Genomic DNA, 6,175 nt, shown 5'->3' on the forward strand with positions numbered 1-6,175 from the left:
CTCTATTCTCCATTTCTTTCTTTTTCAACTAATAAAACACTGGCAATATCATTGGTTTGAATAAAGCGAAGACTTCTCTTCTGAAAATCCTGAATCCCATGACAACTTGGCCCTTCCTTACAAGTAAGTCCCTTTGTAAGACTGATCGCAAGTAAGATGACAAAGCCGAGGGCCGTCCCTACCAATAGCCACTTTTTTCTTTTCATAAGGCCCTCCTATTCTAAAATAGCAGCCTGACGAATCCAGTCCAATCGTTCTAATTCAAAGTCATCTGGAACCGTGCAATCCGCTCCAAGAAGGACTCCTCTAGTCCCAGCTTCAGCCAACAAGCGTTTGGTTTCCTCTTGTAGTTTAGCCTTGCTACCTCCATAAAGCAGGCTCTGCTTTCCATTTTCAAAACCACCCAAGACCGCTTTGCCATGAAATAGCTCCTGACCTTGAGGTAAGCTGACTGCTTCATGGTGGGTTGCCCAATTGAAAACTTGGGCTGGATAATCTTTGAAAATAGTCACATTGTTACTGGCACCTTGGAAACCGCAGATATGCAGGATATTTACCCCACCTACCTGATTGGCAGCTTCTAAAACCTTTATGTTGCTTGGCTCAATATAGGTCTGATACAATTCTGCTGTGATGCGCTCATCCTGAATTTCTTGAGTACTGAGATAGATTCCATCTGCTCCACCATCCTGAATGATTTTTTTAGTTAGGATAGCGATATCCTCTGCTATCACGTCTAAAATTTCACTGAATAACTCTGGATTTTCAAGAAAAATATCTGCAACCTCCTTATCACCTCTAGAAGTCTCTGTACGAAACCATCTTTTCAGATAGGAAATTGGAGAAAAGATATTGTAGAATGAAGCAATGTCCTCAGTGAAGGTTGCTCGAATAGCTTCTACCACTTCTACTTGTTGCTGAATCCAAGGATGGTTTTCACCAATCGACTCAATAGAAGCCAGCTCCTGAATACTTGAAACCAAAGGACTGTAGACATTACTTGGATAAATAAAAAATCCGTCACTCATCATTTTGACAAAATCAGGATGAATTTTTTCAACGTACTCCCGATGTCCCTCTACACTTTTTTGAAAGATACGTGGGTTATTTAAACCTTGCCCTTTTTCCTCCAGTGTTACAAAATGAAACCAAAAGCCTACAGGAACTCGTTCCACCTCTTCTCCTCGGATGGCTTTAAAAACTAGCTCTCTTTTACTTGTCATACTTTTCTCCTTCCATTTGGATTGAAACCATCTTACCACTCCTTTTGACCTTTTCCCAATATATATTGACTATCGACTTGATTGAGATTGTTTATATCAATAGAGAAAAAAACCTCTGGAAAGCTTGATTTTACTAGCTTTTCAGAGATTCTTTTCTGTTTATTGCTTTTTTAAAATAGTTGTTATATAGATTTTTTATCAGCCTGATTAGGATTTTTTATTAAGCCTCTTTCATGGCAAAATAAGCCCGTACTTTGGGTACAACTTGTGTACCGAAGAGTTCAATAGCTCTCAGGACTTGTTCATGAGGCATAGAACCAAGAGGTAGGTGCAACATAAAGCGATCCAAACCTAAGTCTTCAATCATGCGAATCAATTTTTCGGCCACCTGATCTGAATTGCCCACAAACATAGCACCATTTGGCCCAACTTGCTCCAAATATTGCTCATAACGCAATTCCTGCCAGTGCGGACGGTCTTTGGAAATAGCATCCACCACTTGCTTAGTCGGATGGAAATAATCTTTTACAGCCTGCTCACCATCTTCAGCAATCCAACCCCAAGAATGAGCTCCAACCTTTAGTTCCTGACTGGCATAACCCGCTTCGCTTCCAATCTCACGATAAGCCTGAATCAACTTTTTAAAATAACGCGGATTGCCACCAATAATAGCATAAACAATCGGTAGACCAGCCTGAGCAATCTTCACAGTTGATTCGACATGACCACCTGTCGCTATCCACAAGGGCAATTTGTCCTGAACTGGACGAGGATAAACTTCTTTGCCAGAGATTGTTTGGGTCAATCGACCTTGCCAATCTAGTTTTATCTTTTCATTGACTAATTGAAGCAAGTCTAATTTCTCATCAAAAAGAGCTTCGTAGTCTTTCAAATCATAGCCAAACAAGGGAAAAGATTCCGTGAAAGAACCCCTTCCGGCCATAATCTCCGCACGTCCATTTGACAAAGCATCGATAGTGGCATATTGTTGGAACAATCGAATCGGATCCATACTTGAGAGAATGCTGACTGCACTGGTCAAACGAATCTTCTTGGTATTGACTGCCCCAGCTGCCAGAACAATCTCTGGCGCAGATATCGCAAAATCCGCTCGATGGTGCTCACCAATCCCATACACATCCAAACCAACCTTGTCAGCCAGTTCAATCTCTGCCAGCAACTGGCGAATGCGTTCAGCATGACTGTAAGTTTGCCCAGTCCCTTCAAGCTCCGTTGTTTCTCCAAATGTTGAAATTCCCAATTCTACCACAGTGATTCTCCTTGTCTATTCCGGTCCTTCATTTTGAAAAATTATTCTAACACGAATCTTGAGTACAAGCAACCGATTTGCTCACAAGAAAAAGCCTAGATAACTAGACTTTTTAAGCTTATTCTACCGTTACTGACTTAGCAAGGTTACGTGGTTTGTCCACATCAAGCCCACGGTGGAGTGTTGCAAAGTAAGCGACTAATTGCGTTGGCACGACCATTGAAATTGGTGAGAGGTAAGGGTGTACAGTCGTAAGGACGATATCATCTGTATCTTTGGCAACATTTTCTTCTGCAATAGTGAGAACCTTGGCACCACGGGCTGCCACCTCTTGGATATTTCCACGAGTGTGGTTGGCAAGGACTGGATCTGACAAGAGAGCCAAAACAGGCGTTCCTTCTTCAATCAAGGCAATAGTTCCGTGCTTGAGTTCTCCTGCCGCAAAGCCTTCACACTGGATATAAGAAATCTCTTTGAGTTTAAGGCTTGCTTCCATAGCTACGTAGTAATCTTGACCACGCCCAATATAAAAGGCGTTGCGAGTTGTTTCAAGAAGCTCACGAACCTTGGCTTCAATGGTTTCTTTCTCTGAAAGAGTTGATTCGATAGACTGAGCTACGATTGACAACTCATGAACCAAGTCAAAGACTTGCGCTTTAGCATTGCCATTTGCTTCTCCTACTGCTTTTGCAAGAAAAGCAAGGGCTGCAATTTGTGCTGTATAAGCCTTTGTTGATGCTACGGCAATTTCAGGACCTGCATGAAGGAGCATGGTATGATTGGCTTCACGTGAAAGAGTTGAACCTGGTACGTTTGTCACTGTCAAGCTTGGGATTCCCATTTCATTAGCCTTGACCAAAACCTGACGGCTATCCGCCGTTTCACCAGACTGACTGATAAAGATGAAGAGTGGTTTCTTGCTGAGAAGTGGCATACCGTAACCCCACTCAGATGAAATTCCAAGTTCAACTGGTGTATCTGTCAATTCTTCCAACATTTTCTTAGAAGCAAATCCTGCGTGGTAAGATGTCCCAGCTGCAAGGATGTAGATACGGTCTGCGTCTTGAACAGCCTGGATGATAGCTGGGTCTACTACTACTTGACCAGCCTCATCTGTGTAGGCTTGGATTAGTTTACGCATAACAGTTGGTTGCTCGTCAATTTCCTTAAGCATGTAGTAAGGGTAAGTTCCTTTACCGATATCTGACAAGTCTAGCTCAGCAGTGTAGCTAGCACGCTCACGACGATTTCCATCATAGTCTTGAACTTCCACACTATCAGCCTTGACGATTACCAACTCTTGGTCATGAATTTCCATGTATTGGTTGGTTTCACGAATCATAGCCATAGCATCTGAGCATACCATGTTATAACCTTCACCAAGACCAATCAAGAGTGGTGATTTATTTTTAGCTACGTAGATGACTTCAGGATCTTGTGAGTCAACCAAGGCAAAAGCATAAGAACCACGGATGATGTGAAGAGCTTTTTTGAAGGCTTCAAGAACAGAGAGACCTTCTTCTTCCGCAAATTTTCCAATCAAGTGAACAGCGATTTCAGTATCTGTTTGCCCCTTAAAGTGGTGACCTGCAAGGTATTCTTCCTTGATTTCAAGGTAGTTCTCAATGACCCCATTGTGCACCAAAACAAAACGTTCAGTCTCAGAGCGATGTGGGTGAGCATTGTCTTCCGTTGGTTTTCCGTGAGTAGCCCAACGAGTATGTCCGATACCCGTTGTCCCCTCAACACCAGCTGTCTTAGCAGACAATTCTGCGATACGACCAACAGCCTTCACCAAGTGGTTTTCAGCACCACCTAGGACAAAAATCCCCGCAGAATCATAGCCACGGTATTCGAGCTTTTCAAGCCCTTGAATCAAAATATCAGTTGCATTTGTGTTTCCAACAACACCAACAATTCCACACATAGTATATACGACACAGACCAGCTGTGCTTTCTCCTTAAAATTGGTATAGTCTAATTCCTCTTTTATAGAATCAGCAAAAACAGTATATACTTGTTTCTTTCACTTGTCAAGAGTAAAAATTGGTATAGTTCAAATTACGCTCCTGTTAGCAAAAGACTCTGACCAATTAGGATAATCAGTCAGAGTCCTTTTTAAAATCCATTATTATCGCTTAATTCCTTGAACCAGTGCCCTGATTTCTTCAGACGACGTTCTTGCGTTTCCAAGTCTAATTCGACCAAGCCATAGCGATTTTTATAGCTATTGAGCCATGACCAGCAATCGATAAAGGTCCAAATCAAGTAGCCCTTACAATTGGCTCCGTCTTCAATGGCACGGTGAAGTTCGCGAAGATGACCTTTTACAAAGTCAATACGGTAATCATCTTGAATCATTCCATTCTCACGGAATTTTTCTTCCCCTTCAACACCCATACCATTCTCTGTCAACATCCACTCGATATTACCATAATTTTCCTTGATATTTTGGGCAATGTCATAAATCCCTTGCTCATAAATCTCCCAGCCACGATGAGGATTGATTTTACGTCCAGGCATCACATAAGGCTCATAAAAATGTTCTGGTAAGAGTGGACTCTCTGGATGCTTAGCAAATCGAGGAGCCATGACACGCAAAGGTTGATAGTAGTTGACACCAAGGAAGTCTACCGTATTGTCACGAATGAGTTCCAACTCCTCCTCCGTAGTATCAGGTAAGAGACCGTGTTCATGCAAGATTTCTACCAACTCCTGTGGATAAGTCCCCAAAACAGACGGATCTAAGAAAGATTGGGCCTGAAAAAGGTCCGCAATGCGAGCTGCCTTGACATCAGCAGGATGCTGGCTACGTGGATAAGCCGGTGTCAAGTTTAAGACAATCCCAATCTTGGAATCTGGCAAAAGTTCATGACAAGCCTTAACCACCCGACTGCTGGCCAATTGTGTATGATAAGCTACTTTAACGGCTGCCTCTGCATCCACCTTATGTGGATAATGGGCATCGTAAAAATATCCAAATTCTACTGGAACGATGGGCTCGTTAAAGGTAATCCATTGATCCACTAAATCTCCATAAGTCTCAAAACAAAAACGAGCATAGTCTTCATAGGCTGAAACAGTCGCCTTATTTTCCCAACCATCACCATCCTCTTGAAGGGCAAAAGGCAAATCAAAATGATAAAGATTGACTAAAAGACGAATCCCTTTGGCCTTAATAGCCTCAAAAACCTTACGGTAAAAATCTACACCCTGAGAATTGACTTCCCCACGCCCTTGTGGAAAAATCCGTGACCACTGAATAGAAGTCCGAAAGGCCGTGTGACCAGTTTCTAACAGTAGCTCAATATCCTTTTCCCAGTTTTCATAAAATGTTGATGTTTTATCTGGACCAATCCCATTATAGTAACGATTTGGCTCCACTTGGTACCAATAATCCCAGAGATTATCTCCCTTACCGTCACCAGCTACACGTCCTTCTGTTTGTGGTCCAGAAGTAGAGGATCCCCAGACAAAATCCTTTGGAAATCTTAGCATACATTTACCTCTTTATCTACTCATTTTTCCCATTATATAGAAAAAACAAGGTAAAAAGGCTCTATAATATTTGTAGTGGGTAAATCCCCTATGGATCTTATGGAGCCTATTTTGTTGTAGAAAAAAAGTCCCATATGACCTATAATGAAAAGCGACTAAACAACTCATTAGAAAGATTCATATG

The 6,175-nt window shown here is 42.0% G+C and carries 5 protein-coding genes; all 5 read right to left on the minus strand.

Annotation, left to right across the window (positions count from 1 at the left end; genetic code table 11):
* Positions 1-2: 2 nt before the first annotated feature.
* Positions 3-206: a hypothetical protein gene (locus QM843_RS09085; protein WP_084947831.1), complete on the minus strand. Its 204-nt coding sequence runs from the start codon at positions 204-206 to the stop codon at positions 3-5.
* A 9-nt stretch (positions 207-215) separates the two neighbouring features.
* Entirely contained in the window at positions 216-1,223 is a 1,008-nt protein-coding gene (locus QM843_RS09090) for a uroporphyrinogen decarboxylase family protein (protein WP_414304807.1), read from the minus strand.
* 220 nt (positions 1,224-1,443) lie between these two features.
* Positions 1,444-2,493, minus strand: coding sequence for an LLM class flavin-dependent oxidoreductase (locus QM843_RS09095; protein ID WP_049542595.1), 1,050 nt, complete (start codon positions 2,491-2,493; stop codon positions 1,444-1,446).
* Between the two features lie 118 nt (positions 2,494-2,611).
* Positions 2,612-4,420, minus strand: a complete 1,809-nt coding sequence (glmS, locus tag QM843_RS09100) for a glutamine--fructose-6-phosphate transaminase (isomerizing) (RefSeq protein ID WP_084950758.1) — start codon at positions 4,418-4,420, stop codon at positions 2,612-2,614.
* A 191-nt stretch (positions 4,421-4,611) separates the two neighbouring features.
* Positions 4,612-5,991: a 6-phospho-beta-glucosidase gene (bglA, locus tag QM843_RS09105; protein WP_414304808.1), complete on the minus strand. Its 1,380-nt coding sequence runs from the start codon at positions 5,989-5,991 to the stop codon at positions 4,612-4,614.
* Positions 5,992-6,175: the final 184 nt, after the last annotated feature.

The organism is Streptococcus mitis (genome assembly GCF_047463435.1).
GTDB classification, from domain to species: domain Bacteria; phylum Bacillota; class Bacilli; order Lactobacillales; family Streptococcaceae; genus Streptococcus; species Streptococcus mitis_DS.